The following is an 18,128-nucleotide window of genomic DNA, read 5'->3' on the forward strand; positions in this document are numbered from 1 at the left end:
AGCCGATCACTCCTCGCGGGATAATCGGCTTTTGTCATTCTTCAAGCGTTACGCGCAGGGCATTTTCATGAACGTATCACCCACCGGCAGCGAGGCCGCAGCACTGATTGCGCGGCTGGACTGGGCACGAAGCCCCCTCGGTGACGCCATTGATTGGCCGCAAAGCCTCCGCACAGCCGTCGACATCGTGATCCATTCACCCATGCCGATGCTATTGTTGTGGGGTGCCGAACTCACCCAGATCTACAATGACGGCTTCGCAATGCTGGCCGGCAACAAGCACCCTGGCGCCTTTGGCCAGCCTGCCGACCTGATCTGGCCGGAACTCAAGCCCTTCACCGACCCGATCTACAGCGCCGTCTTCGCGGGCCAGGTGCGCACGTTCACCGAGCAGCGTTTCGTGCTGCAACGCAATCACCGCGACACCGAGATCTGGCTCGACCTGACCTACAGCCCGATCCGCGACGAGCGTGGTGAGGTCGCCGGAATCCTGATCACCGCCATCGAAACCAACGAGCGCCGGCGCATCGCCCTGGAACTCCAGCAGCGCACCGAAAACAGCCTCAGGGCCCAGCGCGATACCGAACAGCGCCTGCAACTGGCCCTGGCCGCCACCGACGCCGTGGGCACCTGGGACTGGGACATTGGCGAAGACCGGTTTATCGCCGATGCACATTTCGCCCAACTGCATGGGGTTGACCCCTGCGATGCCGGCCTGCTGCCCATCAGCGACTACCTGCAAGGCGTGCACCCCGAAGACCGTGGCATGGTGGCCCGCAGCATCAAGCATTGCATCACCCACGGCACCGAATACGCCGAGGAATACCGCCTGCTGCAGGCCGACGGTGAAGTACGCTGGGTGTTTGCCCGGGGCCGTTGCTACAAGGATCACCATGGCCGACCGGCACGTTTTCTCGGCGCCGCCCTCGACCTGACCGAACGCAAGCACACTGAGCAGGCCCTGCGCCAAAGCCAGACCGAGCTGCAGTTGATCATCAACGCCATGCCGGTGCTGATCGGCTATGTCGACCACGAGCAGCGTTTTCGCCTGAACAACAGTGCCTACCTGGACTGGTACGGCATGACCCCGCAGGAGCTGTACGGCAAGACGATCCGCGAAGTCGTGGGCGACGAGATCTATGCCGGGCGCGTCGACAAGATCGAGGCGGCGCTCAAGGGCAAGGCTTGCAGTTTTGTCACCGTCACGCCGCACCATGACGGCCGACCCCGCCACGCGCTGATGAAGTACCTGCCGCGTTTCAGCGCTGACGGTTCAGTCAACGGTTTCTACATTTTTGTGATCGACGAGACCGAGCGCAAACTGACCGAAGAAGCCCTGCGTCACCTCAACGAAAACCTCGAAGAGCGCGTCAACCAACGCACCCAGGCCCTGGCCGAAGCCAACCAGCGCCTGCAAAACGAGATGTTCGAGCGTGAGCGTGCCGAAGACGCCCTGCGCCATGCCCAGAAGATGGAAGCGGTCGGCCAGCTCACCGGCGGCATCGCCCATGACTTCAACAACATGCTCACCGGGATCATCGGCAGCCTGGACCTGATGCAACGCTACATCGCTGCCGGACGCAGCGACGAGATCGGCCGCTTCACCGACGCCGCGGTGTCCTCGGCTCATCGTGCCGCTGCGCTGACCCACCGCCTGCTGGCGTTCTCCCGCCGCCAATCCCTGGACCCCAAGCCGGTAGACCCGAATCAGTTGGTGGCGTCCCTGGAGGACCTGTTCCGCCGTACCAAGGGCGCGCACATCGAACTCAAGGTGCAACTGGGCACCGACGTGTGGCCGGTGAACACCGACGCCAGCCAGCTGGAAAACGCCCTGCTCAACCTGGTGATCAACGCCCGCGATGCGATGCCCGACGGCGGGCAATTGTGCATCGAGACCGCCAACAGCTACCTCGACGGCACCGACATCACCACCCTGGAGCCGGTCAAGGCCGGCGACTATGTGATGCTTGGCGTGAGCGACAACGGCGCCGGCATGACCGCGAAGATTCTCGCCAAGGCTTTCGACCCGTTCTTCACCACCAAGCCTATCGGCCAGGGCACCGGCCTCGGGTTGTCGATGATCTATGGGTTTGCCCAGCAATCCGGCGGGCACGTGACCATTGAAAGCCAGCCGGGCCAGGGCACTTGTGTGCGGTTGTACCTGCCGCGCCTGCATGGCACTGCACTGGAACGCACCGTGCCCGCCAGCCACGGTGAAGCCCCGGTGGCCCTGGCGGGTGAAGCGGTGGTGGTGGTCGAGGATGACGCGGCGGTACGGATGCTGGTGGTGAATGTGCTGGGTGAACTGGGCTATACCGCGCATCAGGCCGCCGATGCGCGGGCGGCATTGCCGTTGCTGGAGTCCGACCTGCGGGTGGATTTGCTGGTGACCGATGTGGGCTTGCCGGGAATGAATGGTCGGCAATTGGCCGAAATCGCCCGGCAACACCGGCCGGCACTCAAGGTGCTGTTCATGACCGGTTACGCCGAGAAAGCCGCCGAGCGCCAGGGGTTCCTGGAGGAAGGCATGGACATGGTGGCCAAGCCGTTTTCGATTGACCTGCTGGCTAACAAAATCCGCAGCATGATCAGCTCAGAGGCCTGACTTCAGGCATAATCGCGCGCCGTTTCACATCAGGACCGATCAATGAAAGCCCAAGCCCGTCACATTCTGGTGAAAACCAGTGAGGAAGCCGAACAACTCAAGCAGCGTATTGCCAAGGGCGAAGCGTTTGACGTGTTGGCCAAGAAGTACTCCACCTGCCCGTCTGCCAAGCGCGGCGGTGATTTGGGTGAAGTGCGACCGGGGCAGATGGTGGGGGTGATTGATGCGGTGATCTTCAAGAAGCCTGTGAAGGTGGTTCATGGGCCGATCAAGAGCAAGTTTGGGTATCACTTGGTGCAGGTGTTTTACCGGGATTGAGCGGTGGGCTTTAGACCGCTATCGCAGGCAAGCCAGCTCCCACAGTTGACCGAGTTCTCTCTCAATAATGCGGTCAACTGTGGGAGCCGGGCTTGCCCGCGATCCGCCGCAGGCGGCCAGGCACCTCAATCTCGCGGAATCAAAGCACCCGGCACCTGAATCACCCGGCTCGCCAACCGATGCCCGGCCAAGGCTGCTTCCTGCGGCGAGCCGCCCTTGAGCCGACTGGCGAGATACGCCGCACTGAACGAATCCCCCGCCGCCGTGGTGTCGTCCACCTTCTCCACCACCAACGCCGGCACCTCGAATCGCTCACCTTCACAGCGAATCAAACACGCATCCGCCCCACGCTTCAGCACCACCTCAGCAATGTCTGGGTACGCCGCAAACACCTGCTCGCTGTCCTCATAGCCAAACAATGCGCGCTCGTCATCTTCCGTCAGCAAGGCAATGTCCACCTCGGCCAATACCCTGTGATACGCCGCACGCGCCGCGTCCACACTGGCCCACAGGCGTGGCCGGTAGTTGTTGTCGAACACCACCTTGCCGCCGCGCTGGCGGGTTTCGATCAGGGTTTCCAGCAAACGCCCACGGCCCACTTCGCCCAGTACCGCCAGGGTGATGCCGCTGAAATACACCACGTCGTATGCCGCCAGAGCCGCCAGGATCGGCTCGGCCGCCGGCGTGGTGAAGCAGTCGCGCACGGCCGCTTCGTTGCGCCAGTAAAGGAATTTGCGCTCGCCGTTGGCATCGGTCTGGATGCAGTACAACCCCGGCAACCGCCCGGGCAGGCGCTGGACCATACCCAGGCCCAGGCCTTCTTCGGCCCAGTGCTTGCACATGGCGTCGCTGAAACTGTCATCGCCCAGGGCGGTGACGTAGTCGACGGTGCTGGGTTCACCCAACTCGCGGCGCAGGTAGACGGCGGCGTTCAGGGTGTCGCCGCCGAAGCTTTGTTGCAGGCTGCCGTCGGCGCGGTGTTGCAGTTCGATCATGCATTCGCCGATGAGGGCGATGCGCGGTTGTGTGTTCATGTCTGGGGGCTCTCGATGTACTGGAGGGCCTCTTCGCGAGCAAGCCCGCTCCCACATTTGATCGCATTTCAACTGAAGGAACTCGGTCGAATGTGGGAGCGGGCTTGCTCGCGAAAGGCGCGACTCGGTCTAGAAGCAGGTATGCAGGCTTTCGATCACCTGCAACTGCTCATCCACCAAATTACCCACTTGCCACTTGTCGAAGGTCAGGCACGGGTGGGAAGTACCGAAGGAGATGATGTCGCCAATGCGCAACTCAACCCCCGGCGCAACCACCATGAACGCATGCTGGTCCATCACGGCTGTGACCTTGCACGCGGTCACGTCATCACCCTCGGCAGGCAGCACGCCTGCCTTGTAGCGTTTGAGCGGCACTGGCAGGCCGGCGTCGTAGGCGACGTCGCGCTTGCCCAGGGCGATCACCGCGAAGCCTGGCTCCGGCAGCGATTGCACGTGGGCCCAGACTTCCAGCGCCGGGCGCAGGCCTTCGTTGAGGTCGCTGCGGCGGTCGAGTACGCAGCACTGTGCTTCTTTGTAGATGCCATGGTCGTGCGCCACGTAGCTGCCCGGGCGCAATACGCTGAGGAAGCGGCCGGCGGCGTTCTGGGCTTCGAAGGATTCGGCGATCAGGTCGTACCAGGCCGAACCCGAGGCGGTGATGATGGGCTTGGCCAGGTCGAAGGCGCCGCTGTTTTGCAGGTCGACGGCGAGGCGCACCAGGGAGGCGGCGAATTCGCGGATGCCACTGATGGCGTGCTCGCCGTGGATCACCCCTTCGTAGCCTTCGATGCCGGTGAGGGCCAGCGCAGGCTGGGCCTTGATCGCCTTGGCCAGGTCGAGCACCTGTTGTTCAGTGCGGCAACCGCAACGGCCGCCGACCACGCCGTATTCGATCATCACGTTCAGGCGCAGGCCACGGGCGGCAAAGAACAAACCCAGGTCGGCCACGTTGTCCGGGTGGTCGACCATGCAGTGGAAGTCGAATTCGGGGTCGGCCAGCAGGTCGGCAATCAGCGCCATGTTCGGCGCGCCCACCAGTTGGTTGGCCATCAACACCCGGCGAACCCCACCGGCGTACGCGGCGCGGGTCTGCACGGCGTTGGCCAGGGTGATGCCCCAGGCGCCCTGCTCGATCTGCCGCTGGAACAGCGCCGGCATCATGCTGGTCTTGCCGTGGGGCGCCAGCTGCGCGCCGCTGTTGCTGACGAAATCCTGCATCCAGCGGATGTTGTGTTCCAGGGCGTCACGGTGCAGCACCAGGGCCGGCAGGCTGACGTCACGGACCAGATGTGCACCGATGGCGGCGGCGCCTTTTTCAACGGCATTGAAGGCAGACATAGCAATTTCCTATTCGTTGATGCGACGGGCCAGGTTGTTCGCGCTTTCGATCAGTACCCGGCGATAGTCGTTGTAGTTTTTGAGGGCATCGGCCCGTGGGGCGACGATGCACAGGGTCGCAATGCTGATGCCTTGGGCGTCCCGAACCGGGGCGGCAAAGCAGTGGGTGAAGGTGTCGGCGACGCTGTCGAAGGAGAAGAATCCGTCGAGGGTGGCCTGGCGGATTTGCCCGAGGAAGGTTTCCAGAGGCAGGCGCTGACCGTCCGGGAGGATGAAGTCGTCGTAGTCGATCAGGTCGATGATTTGCTGGTCGCTCAGATGGCCCAGCAGCAGGCGGCCGGAGGCGGTCCAGGGGATGGGCGCGTTCTCGCCGATGTCTGAGGAAATGCGGAAATGCCGCTCGCCTTCGCGCATCAGGGCCACGGTGTATTTGCGCCCATTGAGCAGGCACATCTGCGCCGTTTCGTGGGTCTGGCTGACGATTTCCTGCAGGGCGTGGTCGGCTTCACGGGTCAGGTCGAAATGGCGCAGATGGGCCTGGCCGAGGAAGTACAACTGACGGCCGAGGTAGACATGACCGTCCTTGCCGACGGTTTCGAGGATGCGCCGTTCCAGCAGCGAGGCCACCAGTTCGTAGACCGTGGATTTGGGGCTGCCGATGCCACTGGCGATATCATTCGGGCGCAGGGGCTGGCCGATCTCCTTGAGGAAATCGAGGATATCGAACGCCCGGTCGAGGCCTTTGGCGCGGCGTTTGATGGTGTCTTCGGTCATGGCAGTCGTCGGTCCCGTTTGAAGATGTAGCTATCAACACAGATCCCCTGTGGGAGCGGGCTTGCTCGCGAAAGCGGTGTGTCAGTGAATACATCTACAACTGATCCACCGCATTCGCGAGCAAGCCCGCTCCCACATTGGGTCTCCTGTGGTCTCAAGAGACGGGCATTTAGCCTTTTTTCTTGTAGGCCACGCAATCAATCTCAACCTTGCAATCGACCATCATGTTCGCCTGCACACAGGCCCGCGCCGGGGCGTGTTCCGGGTTGAAGTATTCGCCGAACACTTTGTTGAAGCTCCAGAAGTCCCGTGGGTCTTCCAGCCACACACCGACGCGCACCACGTCTTCCAGGGCGTAGCCGGCTTCTTCGAGAATCGCCACCACGTTGCGCATGGTCTGGTGCGTCTGCTCGACGATGCCGCCGGTGATGATTTCACCGTCCACCGCCGGCACCTGGCCCGACACGTACAACCAGCCATCCGCTTCCACCGCGCGGGCGAAAGGACGAGGCTGGCCGCCGCCGGCCGTGGCGCCGGTGCCGTAACGAGTAATGCTCATAATGGATCTCCTGAAACGAGTGAATTAAAAACGAATGTTCTTGAGAAATTCCGCCAGTCGCGGCGATTGCGGGCGTTCGAAAATGTCTTTCGGCGGCCCCTGTTCTTCAATGCGGCCCTGGTTCATGAAGACGATCTTGTCCGAGACTTCATAGGCAAACCGCATTTCGTGGGTGACCAGCAACATGGTCATGCCCTCTTCCGCCAAACCCTTGATCACACTGAGCACTTCGCCCACCAGCTCCGGGTCCAGGGCCGAGGTGACTTCGTCGAACAGCATCAGGCTCGGGTTCATCGCAATCGCCCGGGCAATCGCCACGCGCTGTTGCTGGCCGCCCGACAGCTGGCCCGGGAAGTGATTGCGGCGTTCCAGCAGGCCAACACGATCCAGCCATTTTTCCGCCAGTGCAACCGCCTCGTCCTTGCCCATCTTCTTGACCTTGAGCAGGCCCAGGGTGACGTTCTGCAAGGCGGTCAGGTGCGGGAACAGATTGAACTGCTGGAACGCCATGCCGGTCATCGCACGGTGTTGGGAAATCACCCGCTCCGGGTGGCGCACGCGCTTGCCGCCGACGTCGCTGTAGCCGATGGACTCACCGTCGAGGGTGATCTGGCCGCCCTGGAATTCTTCCAGCAGGTTGACGCAGCGCAGCAGCGTGGTCTTGCCCGAACCGCTGGAGCCGATCAACGTCACGACGTTGCCGCGCTGCATGCTCAGGTCGACGCCCTTGAGCACTTCCACCGGGCCGTACTGTTTACGCAGGCCGCGAATGTTCAGCAGCGGCTGGCTTTCATTTGAGGATTGGTTCATGGCAACGCCACCCGCTTTTCAATGTAACGCCCCAGTAATTCGATGGCGTAGTTGATGACAAAAAACATAAAGCCTGCGAACAGGTAGAACTCCAGGGTCATGAACGTCCGGGCAATGACCTGTTGGGTGCTGAGGAGCAATTCGGCCACGCCGATCACCGACAGCAAGGTGGACGCCTTGACGATTTCCGTGGACGAGTTGACCCAGGTCGGCAGGATCTGCCGCAGGGCCTGAGGCAACAGCACGTAGCCCAGGGACTGGTAGAACGTCAGGCCGATGGCCTTGCCGGCTTCCAGTTGCCCCTTGGGAATGGCTTGCAACGCACCGCGCACGATTTCCGAAACGTGGGAGCCGCAGAACAGCGTCAAGCCCACGGCACCGGCCTGGAACGCGGTGATCTGCCAGCCGAGTGCCGGCAGCATGTAGAAGCATGCCAGCACCAGCACAAACACTGGCGTTCCGCGGATCAGGTCGACGTACAGGCGAAACGGTACGCGCATCCAGAATTTGCCGTAGGTCAGGATCAATCCGGCAACGATGCCGATCAGGGTGCCGAAGATGATGGCCAGGGCCGAGCAGTAAACGCTGGTCTGGAACCCCGCCCAGAGGGTTTCCCGGGCGATCCACAACTCATGCAGCCAGCTGGGGGATTCGTACATGGGGGCTCCTTAGCGGCGAATCGCCAAACGCTGTTCCAGGTAACGGAGCAGCATGGCAATGAGGTAACAGGCAGCCACGTAGAGCGCGGTCGTGACCATCCAGGTTTCAATCACCCGGTAGCTTTCGACGTTGATCTTGCGGGCGTAATAGGTCAGCTCCGGCACCGCGATGGCGGCCGCGAGGGAGGTGTCCTTGAACAGCGAGATAAAGTTGTTCGACAGCGCCGGCAACACATTGCGCAGCATCACCGGCACGGTGATGTACGCGCGGATGCGCCATTCGCCCAGGCCGATGGCCAGGCCCGCTTCACGCAACCCCTTGGGAATGTTCAAGAGGCCTGCGCGGAATACTTCGGTGAGGTAGGCACCGGCGTACAGCGACAGGGTGATGATGAACGAGGGGATCTTGTCCAGCCGGATACCCAGGCTGGGCAAGGCGAAGTAGATCAACAGGATCAGCACCAGGATCGGGGTGTTGCGGATCACCGTCACATACACCGAGGCCACGATGCGCAGCGCGCGGTGTCTGGACAGCATGGCAAACGCCATCAACAGGCCGATCACGCAACCGATGGCGATGGACAGCAGTGCCAGTTCAAGGCCGAGGCCGAGCCCCGCCAGCAAGCTGGGGAAGTCGCGCCACACAGCGGCAAAGTTCAACTGATAGTTCATGGTCAGCAGTACCTGATTGGGGCGCCGTCAGCGACGCCCCCAGTGTTTACGAATTACTTGAACTCAACCGGGAAACCGATCGCAGGCTCTGGCAGATCCACACCGAACCATTGCTTGAACGAGGCCTTGTACATCGGGAACTCCACGCCGGTCATGGCTTCGTGCAGCGCGGTGTTGACGAAGTTCAGCCAGTCCTGGTCGCCACGCTTGACGGCGCACGCGTAGGTCTGGGGGCTCCAGGCGTAGGCCGGGCTGCGGTAGCGGCCCGGGTTTTGCACCATCAGGTACTTGACCGAGGACTGGTCCGTGGCGGCGGTGTCGGCACGGCCGGAGTTCACGGCCTGGTACATCAGGTCGACGCTGTCGTACTGGTCGACCTTGGCTTTAGGCAAGGCCTGGTGCACCAGTTCTTCGGCGTAGACGTTTTGCAGCACGGCCACGGTGACGCTGTCGCCGGCCGCCTGCAGGTCTTCGATTTCCTTGTACTTGCTGTTGGCCGGCAGCAGCAGCCCCACGCCTTCGCGGTAGTACGGCAGGGTGAAAGCCACTTGCTGCGCGCGGCTGGCGGTGACAGTGATGAACTGGCAGCTCATGTCGACCTTGTCGGTCAGCAGGTTGGGAATCCGGGCGTCGGAGGACTGCACCACGTATTCGACTTTGCTCGGGTCGTTGAACAACCCCTTGGCCACGATGTGGCCGATGTCGATATCAAAACCTTGCAACTTGCCATCCGCTCCCTGGAAGTGCCACGGCGCATTGGTACTGCCTGTACCCACGATCAGGTGCCCACGCTTGAGCACTGTATCGAGCTTGCTGTCCGCCGCTTGCACTGCGCTTGCGAGGGAAGCCGATGCGGCGAAGAGAAAAACACACGCTTTGAACACGGAAGGTCGGTGATGCATGACAAGCACTCCAGGGGTTGTGTATTCCGCTATACCGGAACTTAGTATGTAACAACGGAATAGACAGCAGAAAGTGTGCCACACGCAGTAACAGAAAAATATTGCGGGATTAATTTCTTTTTAAATCAACGGGATAAATTTGTATCGGCAACAAGGCACTGGGCCAGCAGCTGAAATCGGATTGCTACCGTTGGCTACACACCGGGGTGACAGGCCACATTTGGGTGCGGGTGCGGGTCGTTACCGTGCACACAAGCGGTGCGGCGGCCGTGAATGGAAGAATCCCGTGGCTGGGCTAGGCTTGGCAGATGATCGAGCCCCCAAGGAACGCGTTCAGATGAAGATCAGTCTTGTCCTTATGTTGTTGTCGCTGGCGTTTGCTAGCCAGGTGTTCGCCAAGGATGACCGGCGCGAATGCAAGGCCGAGCTGGTCAAGCTGAAGGCGGCGTTCAGTACGAACTACACCACGCAGAATCATCATGGGTATCGTCGGGCGAAGGATGCCAAGGATCAGGGCGACTATAAGCAGTGCGTGGGGTTGGCGAAGAAGGCTCGGGAGCGGGCGGAGCGCTGAATCCTTCGGGGCTGCGCAGCCCAGCGGGAGCAAGCTCCCTCGCCACAATGGACCAGTTGGAGGTGGGTACCTGTCAGTTTTGACAGTAGACGGTTTTGATCGCCGGGATTAGCGTGGGCCAAGCCTTTCGCTCAAGGAGATCATCATGGGAATTGCAACGGCGGTGATTGCCGATGCCAAGGCGTATCAGCAGGTGCTCAAGGCACACAAAACAGTGTTCATGCTGTTTGTTTCGCAGCATTGCCCGGCCTGCGGGGAAGCCGGGCCACTGTTTGAACGGATTGCCGGGAAATACGCCAGCTCCGTGAAAAGCCTGGTGCTCGACACTGCCCAAACCCCGAAGCACCCAGAGGTAACCGGCACTCCCACACTGCTGGTTTTCCAGAACGGCGAGATGGTCGAGAAGCTGAAGGGGTTCGACGAGAAGACCCTGAGCCAGACGTTCGCCAAGACCAGAATCAGTCCTCCAACATCAACCGCGCCGTCCCCGAAACCCGAATCGACGCACCCTTCTCATCGGTGATCAGCGCCTGCAAACGCGAACGGCTACCCATGTCCTCGCCTTGAATGATGTTGATGCACCCGTTATGCGGCCAGCCCAGGTCCCGCAGATAGCCGGCAAAGGCGGCGGTCGCGGCGCCAGTGGCGGGGTCTTCGTACACACCACCCACCGCAAACGGGTTGCGGGTGTGGAACAGTGTCGGGCTTTCTACAAACACCAGCACCACGGTGCCCAAACCGGCGTCGGTCATGTAGCGGCGACCGGCTTCCAGTTCATAGTGCATCTGGCTGAGCTTGGCGCGGCTGTCGAGCGCCAGCACCAGGTGGGAAATGCCGGCATGGATGATCGCCGGCGGAATGCTCGGGTCCAGGTCATTGCGGGTATAACCGAACAAGGTCAGGCCCGCGTCCACCAGCGCATCGTTGGCCGGTGCGCTGCGGGTTGGCGGGGATTGCAGGGCCGCTTCGATCAGGTCGCCTTCGCTGCGGCCGCTGACGGAAATATCGCCGTTGTTCAAGGTCAGGTGGAATTCACCGTCGCCCAGCGCCAGGCTCAAGGCCGCGCCGAGGGCGATGGTGGCGTGCCCGCAAAAGGCGACTTCGGACTCCGGCGCGAAGTACCGCACACGCCAGCCGTCATCCTGCGGGCAGGCGAATACCGTTTCCGAAAACCCGACTTCGTGGGCGATACGCTGCATTTCTGCGGCTTCCGGCAGGTTGTCACCGATCCATACGCCTGCCGGGTTACCGCCCTGGTTACCGTCACAAAATGCAGAAATCTTAAGCACGTCCAAAGTCATTCGGGTAACCCTTCCTTAACGGTTCAATGAGCGCCGATGCTATCCAAAGGCCAGCGCAGCGTCGAATGAAATTCACCCGTTAGAGAGGAGCCAGCAACACCTGAGTAACTCGCCGCTCCTCCACCGCTGCCACGGTCAGGCGCCACCCTTCATGTTCCAGGCTATCGCCGACGGCGGGGAGGCGATCCAGCAGGCTCATCACCAGCCCGGCCAGGGTCTGGTAATCCTCCGTCGCCACCGCCTTGAAGCCGGTGCGCTGGCGAATCAGGTTAAGGTTCAAGGCACCATTAACCCGAAAGCCACCCTCTTCCTCAACGATGTCTGGCCCTTCGACTTCACTCGCATCCGGCAACTCACCGGCGATGGACTCGAGGATGTCGGTCATGCTCAACACCCCGATAAAGTCACCAAATTCGTTGATCACGAACGCAATGTGAGTAGATTCCTGACGCATCTGCTCCAGGGCATTGAGAATCGAAAAACTCTCCAGCAGGTTGACCGCTCGGCGCGCCAAGTGCTCCAGGTTCGGCTCGTTACCGGCCAGGTATTCCTTGAGCAACTCCTTCTTGTGCACAAAGCCCAATGGCTCGTCGACATTACCGTTGCGGATCAAGGGCAGACGCGAGTAAGACGAATGCATCAGTTTCAGGCGGATAGTGTCGGGATCGTCCGACAGATCTATAGAGTCCACCTTCGCCCGAGGCGTCATCAGGGTACGGATCGGGCGTTCAGCCAGTTGCAGCACGCCACTGATCATCACCCGCTCACGCCGATCGAACAGCGGCCCGCCGTTGGCATCAGGGTTATCCAGCAGGTCGGCCACCTCTTCACCCACCTCCTCCACTGCCAGATTACGCCCGCCGAGCAAACGCATCACCGCATGGGCCGTGCGCTCACGCCTCGGCAGCGTGCCTTGAGCCGACTTCTTGCGGCGCGACCGAGCGATCTGGTTGAACACCTCGATCAGGATCGAGAAACCGATGGCCGCGTACAGATAGCCTTTAGGAATGTGGAAGCCCAGGCCCTCTGCGGTCAGGGCAAAACCGATCATCATCAGGAAGCCCAGGCACAGCATGATCACCGTCGGGTGGGCGTTGACGAAACGGGTCAGCGGCTTGCTGGCAACGATCATCAGGCCGATGGAAATGATCACCGCGATCATCATCACCGCCAGCTCATCCACCATGCCCACGGCAGTAATCACCGCATCGAGGGAGAACACCGCATCCAGCACCACAATCTGCGCAACGATCGGCCAGAACATCGCATAAGCCACGTTGCCAGTGCGCTGGGCCACATGCCCCTCAAGGCGCTCATGCAATTCCATGGTGGCCTTGAACAACAGGAACACACCACCAAACAGCATGATCAAGTCACGGCCCGAAAAACTCTTGTCGAACACCTCGAACAGCGGCTGGGTCAGGGTCACCAACCACGAAATACTTGCCAGCAAGCCCAGGCGCATCAGCAATGCCAGGGACAAACCGATCAGACGCGCACGGTCACGCTGCTCCGGCGGCAACTTGTCCGCCAGGATTGCGATAAACACCAGGTTGTCGATGCCCAGCACCAGCTCCAGCACAATCAAAGTCAACAGGCCGAGCCAGGCCGTTGGATCCGCTAACCATTCCATTTTTCAGTATCTCTTCAAGTTTTTCAGAATGCCGGGCACGGCAACGCACGGTCGAGGGACCGGGTAAGGGTAGGCAATCGGAAGACGGGATGCTTGGCCCGGAGGCAGGCGATCAGCGGGAACGGCGACAGTGCATGTCTTGGGGAAAGACGACTGGGAGGCTCCGAGAGGGTGTTCATGTAGGTCCTGTTGTGGAAAAAGGACTTGAATCGTACAGGCGAAACAGGAATTTCCTACAATGCAAAACTATTACAAGATCTGTAATGAATTGCGTGAAAGTCCCCTGAATAAAAAACATACCCTGCTTCAGTAGGAGCAAGCTTGCTCGCGATGGACGTGAACGATGACCCGGGAAGCCTGAGACCCCACAGTGCTCTCCGGTTTTTCGCGAGCAAGCTCGCTCCTACAGAAAGCGGCCTGTTCAGAACGGTCCTTTCGTCATCACCCGCTCATCAATAAAGCTGCGCAACATCGCAACACGCTGCGTATAGGCTTTGCTCAGGCAACTGACTTGGGCGCCGCAGGTATGCCGTTGCTTGAGCCACACAGCCTGATCATCCATCAACGAACCACGTCCTCCCATAGCCATGAAGTGCCGGTTGAGGTCATAAAGCAGCGCCATGGTCACGTCCTGATCATTGAGGGAGCGCGTGGCACAGATGGTTTTCTCGTCAGGCGCCTTCGCCCGGTCACAGTCAAAACTGGCCGCCAGGCTTGCAGGGCTGAGCCACAACACGGAAAACCCGGCGAGCACTGCAAATACCGCCGGTTTAATCAAACGAACTACCATGGAAATGCCTCCTGTAGGAGCAAGCAGTAAGCGGCGCCATCAGTGAGTTGAGGTTTTAAACTTTGCAAACGCATCCAGATAAGCTGCCTTCAACCCCACACTGACGGCATCGAGGGTAGCTGAATTGAAAGCCACTTTATCCCGCTGAATAAGCGTCTGGCCTGCGCCTTTTATCTTGATTAGTGAATGCCCGGCATATTTGACACCGCCGATATAGACCGAAAGCTCTACATCAGTTGCATAGTATTCGGGATCACTCCAGGTTTTTACGAAAACCCGATCAATCTCGACCCGGGTTTTAATGGACGATGTCGAATCAGACCCTATAGCCCGCTTGGTAAAGCCAACCCAATCATCAACAGGAACATTGGCCATCCCCTCGTAGAGGCTGACGATTTCGTGATTCGCGGCATGCCATACAATCTTGCTTCGCTCAGTACAGGGCCCACAACGCTCGTAGCCTGAAACCCCGACAATATCCGACTGAACAGCACTGTTCTTAATGCTGGCCAACTCCGCGTCAGAGGTATAAGAAGCGAAGTGCAACTGATTGGTGACGCAACCACCCAGCATCAATAAAACAGCGATCAGCAACCCTGCTTTCATACTAAATCCCTAGAAAAAACCACTGCATTAAGAATGTCGCGCCTACAGATTGCCGCGAGCCACACCCTGCCCAAACCGATAAATCGCCAGGCAATACCCAATCAACGCCACTGCCGCCAGCAACCCGCCGGCCGCGCCGACCCAGGCGAAACCAAAGTGGCTGCCCACCCAACTGCCCATCAACGCCCCGCCGCCAATGCCGATGTTGTAGATCCCGGAAAACATCGCCATCGCCACATCCGTGGCATCCGGCGCCAGCACCAGCACCTTCGATTGCAGCGCCAGGCCAAAGCCCATGATGGCCATGCCCCAGAACACACTCAGGGTCACCAGGTACGACACCTCGCCACTCAACGGCAACAACAACGCCAGGCACAGCGCGAGGATGGTCACCGCGCTGATCAGGAAACGATGGGGATTAAAGCGATGCACCAGGCTGAACAACAACGAACCGATGATCCCCGCACCGCCGAACACCAGCAGGATCAGGGTCACGGTGTTGCCACTCATGCCGGCAACACCTTCAACAAACGGCTCAACATAGCTGTAGGCCGTGAACTGCGCCGTCACCACCATCGCCGTCAGCACGTACAGCGCCACCAGTGCCGGGCGCTTGAACAGCAGCGGCAGGCTGCGCAACGAGCCGGAGTTCTGGCTCGGCAGCAGCGGCAAGGTGCGCGCCAGCCAGAACACCAGCCCGGCGGCAAACGCGCCGATCACCAGAAAGGTGGTGCGCCAGCCCATGGCTTCGCCCAGCAGGCGGCCGAGCGGAATGCCCAACACCATGGCCAGGGAGGTGCCGGTAGCGAGCAAGCCGAGGGCCTGCACCTGCTTGCCCTCCGGTGCCAGGCGCACCGCGAGGGAGGCGGTAATCGACCAGAACAACGCATGGGACAGGGCAATGCCGACCCGGCTGAGCATCAGGATGCCAAAGCTGGTGGCCACGCTGGACAGGATATGGCTGGCGATAAACATGCCGAACAGCACGATCAGTAGCTTGCGCCGCTCGACGTTGCGGGTCAGCAGCATCACCGGCAGCGAGGTCAGGGACACGATCCAGGCATAGATGGTCAGCATCAGGCCGACGCTGGCGATGGGCATGTCGAAGCTCGCCCCGATGGCACTCAGCAGGCCGACCGGCACAAATTCGGTGGTATTGAAAACGAAAGCGGCCAACGCGAGAGCGAAGACCGGTTGCCAGTTGGCTTGAGGTGTTGCGGCGGAAATGCTCATTGACAGGTCGTCGTACTCGTTTGCGCGCAGATCAAGCCGGCCCGATGCCGGGCCTTGAGCCGCGCGCAAAAAATAGTAACACGACGATTCAGGGATCGACTTGCCCCATCAGCTCGGGAATCGATTCCGGACGCTTGGCATACCGCTGGGCCAGCGCCGCACAGACCATCAACTGGATCTGGTGAAACAGCATCAGCGGCAAAATCAACACGCCCATACTCGCCCCGGCGAACAACACCTGGGCCATCGGTACACCCGTGGCCAGGCTTTTCTTCGAGCCGCAGAACAGGATGGTGATCCGGTCTTCCTGGCTGAAACCAAACGCCTTGCCCAGCACCGTGGACGCCACCAGCACCAGCCCCAGCAACACACAGCACGCCACCACCAGGCCGCCCAGCTCCCACAACGGAATCTGGTGCCAGATGCCTTCGTTGACTGCTTCACTGAACGCGCCGTAGACCACCAGCAGGATCGAACCCTGGTCGACGAACTTCAGCCAGGATTTGTTACGCCCCACCCACTCGCCGACCCAGCGACGGGCGATTTGCCCGGCGATGAACGGTAGCAGCAGTTGCACGCTGATTTTCAGGATCGCATCGACAGTAGAACCGCCATCGCCATGCACATTGAGCAGCAAGGTCACCAGCAACGGCGTCAGGAAGATCCCGAACAGGCTCGACGCCGCCGCGCTGCAGATCGCCGCCGGGATGTTACCCCGGGCCAGGGAAGTAAAGGCAATCGCCGACTGCACAGTGGCGGGCAACGCACACAGATAGAGCATGCCCATGTACAGGTCTTTGCCGATCAGCGGTGACAACACCGGCTTGAGCGCCAGGCCCAGCAGCGGAAACATCACGAAGGTCAGGCTGAACACCAGCAGGTGCAGGCGCCAGTGCCCGGCACCGGCGACGATGGCCTGACGCGACAGCTTGGCGCCATGCAGGAAAAACAGCAGCGCGATGGCCAGGTTGGTCACCCAGCCAAAGGCCACGGCGGTCTGGCCGCTGGCAGGCAGCAGGGACGCAAGGATCACCGTGGCCACCAGGGTCAGGGTGAAGTTGTCAGGTAAAAAGCGTGGGCGGGTCATAGGCCAATCTTCCAGGGGTTGCCAAGAGCATCGTCGCGACTCTAACGTAACGGCTTGTTACCGACTAACGCCAATGAGCCAGTAAATGCCGCCTAAAGGACATGACAAAACCGTGCGCCGCACCGTGCCCGGGCTTTCCAGCCTGCCGAGGCCGGTGTATGGCCGCACCGAATCCCTGCCCAACCGCGCACTGACCCGCCGCCACAGTCACCCGTGGGTGCAGTTGTCCTACGCGATATCCGGGGTGCTGGAGATCCAGACCAGTGTCGGGCGCTTCGTCGCGCCGCCCCAGCGGGCCGTGTGGATCCCGGCCGGCATGCCGCACCGGGTGTTCAGTTCGCCCCATACCGAGATGCGCAGCTTGTACCTGGATTGCAGCGTCACCGGCTGGGCGGCCGACCGCTGCCAGGTGCTGGCGGTGAGCAGCCTGTTGCGGGAGTTGATTCGCAGCTTCAGTGAATTGCCGGTGGAATATGCCGAGGACGGCCCGGATGGGCGGCTGGCCCAGGTTGTGCTGGACCAGTTGGCCGCTGCACCCCAGGTCGACCTGATGTTGCCGCTGCCCGCCGACAGCCGCTTGCGCCAGATTTACCGCAGCCTGAACCTGCACCCCGAGCAGCAAACCACCCTGGGGCAATGGAGCCAGAAACTGGCGGTCAGCGAGAAAACCCTCAGCCGGCTGTTCCTGAGCGACACCGGCCTGACCTTCCGCGCGTGGCGCCAGCGCTTGCGATTGTTAAGCGCCCTGCCCGCCCTGGAACAGGGTGAACGGGTGACCGATGTGGCATTGGCCTGTGGTTACGAGTCCACCTCAGCTTTTATCAACGCCTTCCGCCAGCAGTTCGACGCTACACCGGGCGAGTTCTTCCGCTGATCATCAGACAAAGAAGCTCCGGAGCGAAAACCGGATTTCCTGTGGGAACTGGATCTCCTATGGAACAGGGTTTCCTATGGGAACTGGTTCCCCTGTGGGAGCTGTCGAGCTTTAGCGAGGCTGCGATGAGGCCCTGTCAGGCAATAGAGATGTCGACAGTCAGGCCGCCATCGCAGCCTCGCTAAAGCTCGACAGCTCCCACAGGGAATCCAGTTAAACAGTTAAACAGTTAAACAGTTAAACAGTTAAACCTCGCTCACGCCTGCGCCTTGGCCAACACCGCCTGCAACAACACATCCGCCCCCGCCGTCGACCACTGCGGATAAATCTCCTCCGCCTCGTTATGGCTCAGCCCATCC

18 protein-coding genes and 1 pseudogene are annotated in these 18,128 nt (G+C 60.8%); 5 read left to right on the forward strand and 14 right to left on the reverse strand.

The features are described 5' to 3' along the window. The first annotated feature begins 67 nt into the window (after positions 1 to 67). Both JFU58_RS09420 and JFU58_RS09425 read left to right on the forward strand, forming a co-directional pair. A complete protein-coding gene (locus tag JFU58_RS09420) occupies positions 68 to 2,605 on the forward strand; it encodes a PAS domain-containing hybrid sensor histidine kinase/response regulator (RefSeq protein WP_177026343.1) in 2,538 nt (845 codons plus the stop codon). Positions 2,606 to 2,632: 27 nt separating this feature from the next. Next, a pseudogene (locus tag JFU58_RS09425) lies at positions 2,633 to 2,923 on the forward strand (peptidylprolyl isomerase); the annotation flags it as partial. A gap of 125 nt (positions 2,924 to 3,048) precedes the next feature. On the opposite strand, the gene JFU58_RS09430 reads toward JFU58_RS09425, so the two are convergent. The 8 genes from JFU58_RS09430 to JFU58_RS09465 all read right to left on the reverse strand — a co-directional run bounded on the left by JFU58_RS09430 (position 3,049) and on the right by JFU58_RS09465 (position 9,671). Further along, positions 3,049 to 3,957, reverse strand: a complete 909-nt coding sequence (locus JFU58_RS09430) for a sugar kinase (RefSeq protein ID WP_201140367.1) — start codon at positions 3,955 to 3,957, stop codon at positions 3,049 to 3,051. Between the two features lie 129 nt (positions 3,958 to 4,086). Further along, on the reverse strand, positions 4,087 to 5,295 hold the full coding sequence (locus JFU58_RS09435; protein WP_063029220.1) for an amino acid deaminase: 1,209 nt from the start codon (positions 5,293 to 5,295) through the stop codon (positions 4,087 to 4,089). A gap of 9 nt (positions 5,296 to 5,304) precedes the next feature. Beyond that, on the reverse strand, positions 5,305 to 6,069 hold the full coding sequence (locus JFU58_RS09440; RefSeq protein ID WP_017479820.1) for an IclR family transcriptional regulator: 765 nt from the start codon (positions 6,067 to 6,069) through the stop codon (positions 5,305 to 5,307). Positions 6,070 to 6,238: 169 nt separating this feature from the next. Then, the gene (locus tag JFU58_RS09445; protein WP_003208000.1) at positions 6,239 to 6,628 is read right to left on the reverse strand and encodes a RidA family protein; all 390 of its coding nucleotides are present in this window, start codon (positions 6,626 to 6,628) and stop codon (positions 6,239 to 6,241) included. Positions 6,629 to 6,652: 24 nt separating this feature from the next. Beyond that, complete coding sequence (locus JFU58_RS09450) at positions 6,653 to 7,438, reverse strand: amino acid ABC transporter ATP-binding protein (protein WP_063029216.1); 786 nt, start codon at positions 7,436 to 7,438, stop codon at positions 6,653 to 6,655. Further along, entirely contained in the window at positions 7,435 to 8,097 is a 663-nt protein-coding gene (locus tag JFU58_RS09455; RefSeq protein ID WP_017479818.1) for an amino acid ABC transporter permease, read from the reverse strand. Before JFU58_RS09455 ends, JFU58_RS09450 begins: the two co-directional genes overlap by 4 nt. Before the next feature lie 9 nt (positions 8,098 to 8,106). Continuing rightward, positions 8,107 to 8,769: an amino acid ABC transporter permease gene (locus JFU58_RS09460; protein WP_063029214.1), complete on the reverse strand. Its 663-nt coding sequence runs from the start codon at positions 8,767 to 8,769 to the stop codon at positions 8,107 to 8,109. A gap of 53 nt (positions 8,770 to 8,822) precedes the next feature. Further along, a complete protein-coding gene (locus JFU58_RS09465; RefSeq protein ID WP_063029212.1) occupies positions 8,823 to 9,671 on the reverse strand; it encodes a transporter substrate-binding domain-containing protein in 849 nt (282 codons plus the stop codon). 337 nt (positions 9,672 to 10,008) lie between these two features. Here JFU58_RS09465 and JFU58_RS09470 point away from each other — a divergent pair, with 337 nt between their 5' ends. Both JFU58_RS09470 and JFU58_RS09475 read left to right on the forward strand, forming a co-directional pair. Further along, positions 10,009 to 10,245: a hypothetical protein gene (locus JFU58_RS09470; RefSeq protein WP_177070927.1), complete on the forward strand. Its 237-nt coding sequence runs from the start codon at positions 10,009 to 10,011 to the stop codon at positions 10,243 to 10,245. A gap of 145 nt (positions 10,246 to 10,390) precedes the next feature. After that, positions 10,391 to 10,768, forward strand: a complete 378-nt coding sequence (locus JFU58_RS09475; protein ID WP_081253126.1) for a thioredoxin family protein — start codon at positions 10,391 to 10,393, stop codon at positions 10,766 to 10,768. Here JFU58_RS09475 and JFU58_RS09480 read toward each other — a convergent pair. The 6 genes from JFU58_RS09480 to JFU58_RS09505 form a co-directional block, all read right to left on the reverse strand. Then, the gene (locus tag JFU58_RS09480; RefSeq protein ID WP_063029209.1) at positions 10,704 to 11,546 is read right to left on the reverse strand and encodes a PhzF family phenazine biosynthesis protein; all 843 of its coding nucleotides are present in this window, start codon (positions 11,544 to 11,546) and stop codon (positions 10,704 to 10,706) included. The genes JFU58_RS09475 and JFU58_RS09480 overlap by 65 nt on opposite strands. Positions 11,547 to 11,625: 79 nt before the next feature. Beyond that, complete coding sequence (locus JFU58_RS09485) at positions 11,626 to 13,179, reverse strand: TerC family protein (RefSeq protein ID WP_063029207.1); 1,554 nt, start codon at positions 13,177 to 13,179, stop codon at positions 11,626 to 11,628. A 421-nt stretch (positions 13,180 to 13,600) separates the two neighbouring features. Then, positions 13,601 to 13,969 (reverse strand): lysozyme inhibitor LprI family protein, encoded by a 369-nt coding sequence (locus JFU58_RS09490; RefSeq protein WP_201140369.1) that lies wholly within the window; start codon positions 13,967 to 13,969, stop codon positions 13,601 to 13,603. Positions 13,970 to 14,008: 39 nt separating this feature from the next. Continuing rightward, positions 14,009 to 14,575 carry a hypothetical protein gene (locus JFU58_RS09495; RefSeq protein ID WP_201140371.1) on the reverse strand — a complete coding sequence of 189 codons (567 nt, stop codon included), beginning with the start codon at positions 14,573 to 14,575 and terminating at the stop codon, positions 14,009 to 14,011. A gap of 42 nt (positions 14,576 to 14,617) precedes the next feature. Then, entirely contained in the window at positions 14,618 to 15,808 is a 1,191-nt protein-coding gene (locus JFU58_RS09500; protein WP_201140373.1) for a sugar transporter, read from the reverse strand. 88 nt (positions 15,809 to 15,896) lie between these two features. Then, entirely contained in the window at positions 15,897 to 16,895 is a 999-nt protein-coding gene (locus tag JFU58_RS09505) for a bile acid:sodium symporter family protein (RefSeq protein ID WP_201140375.1), read from the reverse strand. Positions 16,896 to 16,980: 85 nt separating this feature from the next. Between JFU58_RS09505 and JFU58_RS09510 the strand changes: the two genes are divergently transcribed. Further along, positions 16,981 to 17,769: an AraC family transcriptional regulator gene (locus tag JFU58_RS09510; RefSeq protein ID WP_063029195.1), complete on the forward strand. Its 789-nt coding sequence runs from the start codon at positions 16,981 to 16,983 to the stop codon at positions 17,767 to 17,769. Positions 17,770 to 18,128: the final 359 nt, after the last annotated feature.

Origin of the sequence: Pseudomonas sp. TH34, from assembly GCF_016650865.1 — a bacterium.
In the GTDB taxonomy this organism is placed as follows: Bacteria; Pseudomonadota; Gammaproteobacteria; order Pseudomonadales; family Pseudomonadaceae; genus Aquipseudomonas; species Aquipseudomonas yamanorum.

Excerpts from the sequence above, each read along its gene's own strand:
- JFU58_RS09420 (WP_177026343.1), top strand. The coding sequence starts at position 68 with ATGAACGTATCACCCACCGGCAGCGAGGCCGCAGCACTGATTGCGCGG.
- JFU58_RS09430 (WP_201140367.1), bottom strand. The coding sequence starts at position 3,957 with ATGAACACACAACCGCGCATCGCCCTCATCGGCGAATGCATGATCGAA.
- JFU58_RS09435 (WP_063029220.1), bottom strand. The coding sequence starts at position 5,295 with ATGTCTGCCTTCAATGCCGTTGAAAAAGGCGCCGCCGCCATCGGTGCA.
- JFU58_RS09440 (WP_017479820.1), bottom strand. The coding sequence starts at position 6,069 with ATGACCGAAGACACCATCAAACGCCGCGCCAAAGGCCTCGACCGGGCG.
- JFU58_RS09445 (WP_003208000.1), bottom strand. The coding sequence starts at position 6,628 with ATGAGCATTACTCGTTACGGCACCGGCGCCACGGCCGGCGGCGGCCAG.
- JFU58_RS09450 (WP_063029216.1), bottom strand. The coding sequence starts at position 7,438 with ATGAACCAATCCTCAAATGAAAGCCAGCCGCTGCTGAACATTCGCGGC.
- JFU58_RS09455 (WP_017479818.1), bottom strand. The coding sequence starts at position 8,097 with ATGTACGAATCCCCCAGCTGGCTGCATGAGTTGTGGATCGCCCGGGAA.
- JFU58_RS09460 (WP_063029214.1), bottom strand. The coding sequence starts at position 8,769 with ATGAACTATCAGTTGAACTTTGCCGCTGTGTGGCGCGACTTCCCCAGC.
- JFU58_RS09465 (WP_063029212.1), bottom strand. The coding sequence starts at position 9,671 with ATGCATCACCGACCTTCCGTGTTCAAAGCGTGTGTTTTTCTCTTCGCC.
- JFU58_RS09470 (WP_177070927.1), top strand. The coding sequence starts at position 10,009 with ATGAAGATCAGTCTTGTCCTTATGTTGTTGTCGCTGGCGTTTGCTAGC.
- JFU58_RS09475 (WP_081253126.1), top strand. The coding sequence starts at position 10,391 with ATGGGAATTGCAACGGCGGTGATTGCCGATGCCAAGGCGTATCAGCAG.
- JFU58_RS09480 (WP_063029209.1), bottom strand. The coding sequence starts at position 11,546 with ATGACTTTGGACGTGCTTAAGATTTCTGCATTTTGTGACGGTAACCAG.
- JFU58_RS09485 (WP_063029207.1), bottom strand. The coding sequence starts at position 13,179 with ATGGAATGGTTAGCGGATCCAACGGCCTGGCTCGGCCTGTTGACTTTG.
- JFU58_RS09490 (WP_201140369.1), bottom strand. The coding sequence starts at position 13,969 with ATGGTAGTTCGTTTGATTAAACCGGCGGTATTTGCAGTGCTCGCCGGG.
- JFU58_RS09495 (WP_201140371.1), bottom strand. The coding sequence starts at position 14,575 with ATGAAAGCAGGGTTGCTGATCGCTGTTTTATTGATGCTGGGTGGTTGC.
- JFU58_RS09500 (WP_201140373.1), bottom strand. The coding sequence starts at position 15,808 with ATGAGCATTTCCGCCGCAACACCTCAAGCCAACTGGCAACCGGTCTTC.
- JFU58_RS09505 (WP_201140375.1), bottom strand. The coding sequence starts at position 16,895 with ATGACCCGCCCACGCTTTTTACCTGACAACTTCACCCTGACCCTGGTG.
- JFU58_RS09510 (WP_063029195.1), top strand. The coding sequence starts at position 16,981 with ATGCCGCCTAAAGGACATGACAAAACCGTGCGCCGCACCGTGCCCGGG.